The following is a 2,969-nucleotide window of genomic DNA, read 5'->3' as shown; positions in this document are numbered from 1 at the left end:
GCACCGTGATGGTCGGCGGCTCCACGCGCATGCCCATCGTGCGCCATGCGGTGGGCGAGCTGTTCGGCCGCGAAGTGCTGACCAACCTGAATCCCGACGAGGTCGTCGYGCTGGGTGCCGCCATCCAGGCCAACCAGCTCGCCRGGAACGCGGCCGATGGCGAGATCCTGCTGCTGGACGTGATCCCGCTGTCGCTGGGTCTTGAAACCATGGGCGGTCTGACTGAGCGAGTCATCGAGCGCAACTCGACCATCCCCGTCGCCAAGGCGCAGGACTTCACGACCTTCAAGGACGGCCAGACGGCGCTCGCCATTCACGTTGTGCAGGGCGAGCGCGAGTTGGTCAGCGAATGCCGGTCGCTGGCGCGCTTCGAGCTGCGCGGCATCCCGCCCATGGTGGCCGGCGCGGCGCGCATCCGCGTCAGCTTCCAGGTCGATGCCGACGGATTGCTGAACGTATCGGCTGAGGAGCTGACCTCGGGCGTGCAGGCGGCCATCACCGTCAAGCCCAGCTACGGCCTCGGCGACGACGAGATTGCCAACATGCTGAAGGATGGTTTTGCCAGCGCCGAGGGCGACATGGCGGCGCGCAAGCTGCGCGAGGCCAAGGTCGAGGCCGAGCGCATGGTCCTCGCGACGCGCAGCGCCCTGGCCGCCGATGGCGACCTGCTGCCGGCGGCGGAACGCGACGCTCTGGAGGCGCGGTTGAAGGACCTGGCCAAGATGGACGGCGATGCCGACGCCATCGACGCCGCCGTCAAGGCGCTGGCCGAGGCGACCGAAGGCTTTGCCGCCGAGCGCATGAACCGCTCCATCGCCCGCGCGCTGACCGGCCGTGCCGTCAACCAGATTTGAGAACTGACATGCCCGTCATCAAGATCCTTCCCCACGCCGAGTATTGCCCCGACGGCGCCAGCATCACCGCTACGCCCGGCACGTCGATCTGCGAAGCCCTGCTGGCCAACGACATCCACATCGAGCACGCCTGCGACCAAGTCTGCGCCTGCACGACCTGCCACGTCATCGTGCGCGAAGGCGGCCGTTCGTTGAGCGAGATGGAAGAAGACGAAGAGGACATGCTCGACCGCGCCTGGGGGCTGGAGCCCGACTCGCGCTTGTCCTGCCAGGCGCTGTTGCGCCAGCAGGATGTGACGGTCGAGATTCCCAAGTACTCGATCAACCACGCCAAGGAAGGCAAGTGACCTCCGTGCAGCGCATCCTCGGGTTCGAGTCGTCCTGCGACGAGACCGGGGTTGCGCTTGTCGAGATCGATGGCGATGCGCCGCCGCGGCTGATGGCGCAGGCGCTGCACAGCCAGATCACGATGCACCAGGCCTACGGCGGCGTCGTGCCCGAGTTGGCCTCGCGAGATCATGTGCGCCGCGTGCTGCCGCTGACGCGCGAGGTTCTGTCCCAGGCCGGCTTGGCGCTGCAGGACGTCGATCTGATCGCCTACACGCAGGGCCCCGGCCTCGCGGGGGCGTTGCTGGTGGGCGCCGGCGTGGCGGTGTCGCTGGCCGCTGCGCTCGATGTGCCGGCGCTGCCCATCCATCACCTGGAAGGGCATCTGCTGTCGCCCTTCCTGTCGACAGACCCGCCGGAGTTTCCCTTTGTCGCGCTGCTGGTCAGCGGCGGCCACACGCAACTGATGCGCGTGGACGGCGTGGGCAGCTACGAGATCCTCGGCGAGACCATCGACGACGCGGCCGGCGAGGCCTTCGACAAGAGTGCCAAGCTGCTCGGCCTGMCTTACCCCGGCGGCCCGCACCTAGCACGCATGGCCGAATTCGGTAACCCGGAGGCTTTCGCGCTACCGCGTCCGCTGCTGCACAGCGGCAAGCCGGATTTCAGCTTTGCCGGCCTGAAGACGGCGGTGTTGACGCAAGTCAAGAAGATTGGCGATTCGCCATGTGACCAGACACGCGCCGACTTGGCCGCCTCCACACAGGCGGCCATCGTCGAGGTGCTGGTGAAGAAGTCGCTGCTGGCCTTGAAGATGACCGGGCTCAAGCGCCTCGTCGTCGCCGGTGGTGTTGGCGCCAACGCCAAGCTGCGCGAGCAATTGAACGCCGCTTGCGCCAAACGAGGCGTGCGCGTGCACTACCCCGAGTTGTCTCTGTGCACCGACAACGGCGCCATGATCGCGATGGCCGCCGCGCTGCGGGTGCAGCGCGGCATGGCCAATCCCAGCCACGATGGCGGCTTTGCAGTACGCCCGCGCTGGGACCTGACTGCGGCTTAGTTGACCGTCAGCTGGCCGCCGTTTTCGGCAACGCGCTTGACCAGATTCAGCGTCAGCACGCCGTTCTCGAAGCGGGCTTCGGATTGGCCCTGGTCGATCTCGGCCGGCAGCGAGAAGCTGCGGGCATAGCTGGCGGCGCGGCGCTCGCGGTACAGCACGCGGGAACCGTCAGTCGGCGCAGCCGCTTCTTCGGTGGCGGTCTCGATGTTGACGCGGCGGCCTTCGATGCGGACCTTGACGGCATCCTTGGCCACGCCAGGCATGTCGACCGTCACGCGRTAGGCCTTGTCGTCCTCGCTGACGTCGAGGGCCGGGGTGCGAGTGGCATTGGCCTCCGCATCAAACTGGCGCAGGACGCGGGCGACATGGCGGGGGTGGGTCAGATAGAACATGGTGAAACTCCGTGGCGGTTTGACGCTGCTTCGAAGGGTCGGGAGCAGCACCCGATGACCCAGAGATGTGGCGGTGTGAGAGCGCTTCAAGAGCCTTTCATGCGCTGACGAATAGAAGTCACGCATTTGCAGGGCAGGGCGGTTTTGGCTCTTGAAACCAGCATCCACGTCCACATGTCCGCTCGCTTGACCTGCCGCGGTTTGGGGCTCCCACCGCTTTCGGCTAGAATCCGCAGGTTTTGCGCGTCCAACGTCCTTGTTGGGCTGCAGAACACCAGCACGGCTCGGGGCGGTTTCCCCCTTGTCCGCAAGTCAACCCCGGAAACCGTCTGCGGC

4 protein-coding genes are annotated in these 2,969 nt (G+C 66.7%); 3 read left to right on the top strand and 1 reads right to left on the bottom strand.

The genetic code is table 11. The annotated features are described in order from the left end of the window. The 3 genes from ACXJKR_RS28745 to tsaD form a co-directional block, all read left to right on the top strand. On the top strand, window positions 1-854 hold an 854-nt coding region (locus ACXJKR_RS28745; protein ID WP_457325742.1), incomplete at its 5' end, for an Hsp70 family protein. A gap of 8 nt (window positions 855-862) precedes the next feature. Next, complete coding sequence (gene fdx / locus ACXJKR_RS28740; RefSeq protein WP_056196904.1) at window positions 863-1,201, top strand: ISC system 2Fe-2S type ferredoxin; 339 nt, start codon at window positions 863-865, stop codon at window positions 1,199-1,201. A gap of 5 nt (window positions 1,202-1,206) precedes the next feature. Then, window positions 1,207-2,241 (top strand): tRNA (adenosine(37)-N6)-threonylcarbamoyltransferase complex transferase subunit TsaD, encoded by a 1,035-nt coding sequence (gene tsaD, locus ACXJKR_RS28735; RefSeq protein WP_457325743.1) that lies wholly within the window; start codon window positions 1,207-1,209, stop codon window positions 2,239-2,241. On the opposite strand, the gene ACXJKR_RS28730 is transcribed toward tsaD, so the two are convergent. Next, window positions 2,238-2,633: an Hsp20/alpha crystallin family protein gene (locus ACXJKR_RS28730; RefSeq protein ID WP_056196906.1), complete on the bottom strand. Its 396-nt coding sequence runs from the start codon at window positions 2,631-2,633 to the stop codon at window positions 2,238-2,240. The two genes, tsaD and ACXJKR_RS28730, sit on opposite strands and share 4 nt — an antisense overlap. Between the last annotated feature and the right edge of the window lie 336 nt (window positions 2,634-2,969).

This window comes from Roseateles sp. P5_E11, assembly GCF_054049355.1.
Note: the sequence above shows the minus strand (reverse complement) of the source record. Positions and strands in the feature narration are given on the sequence as shown.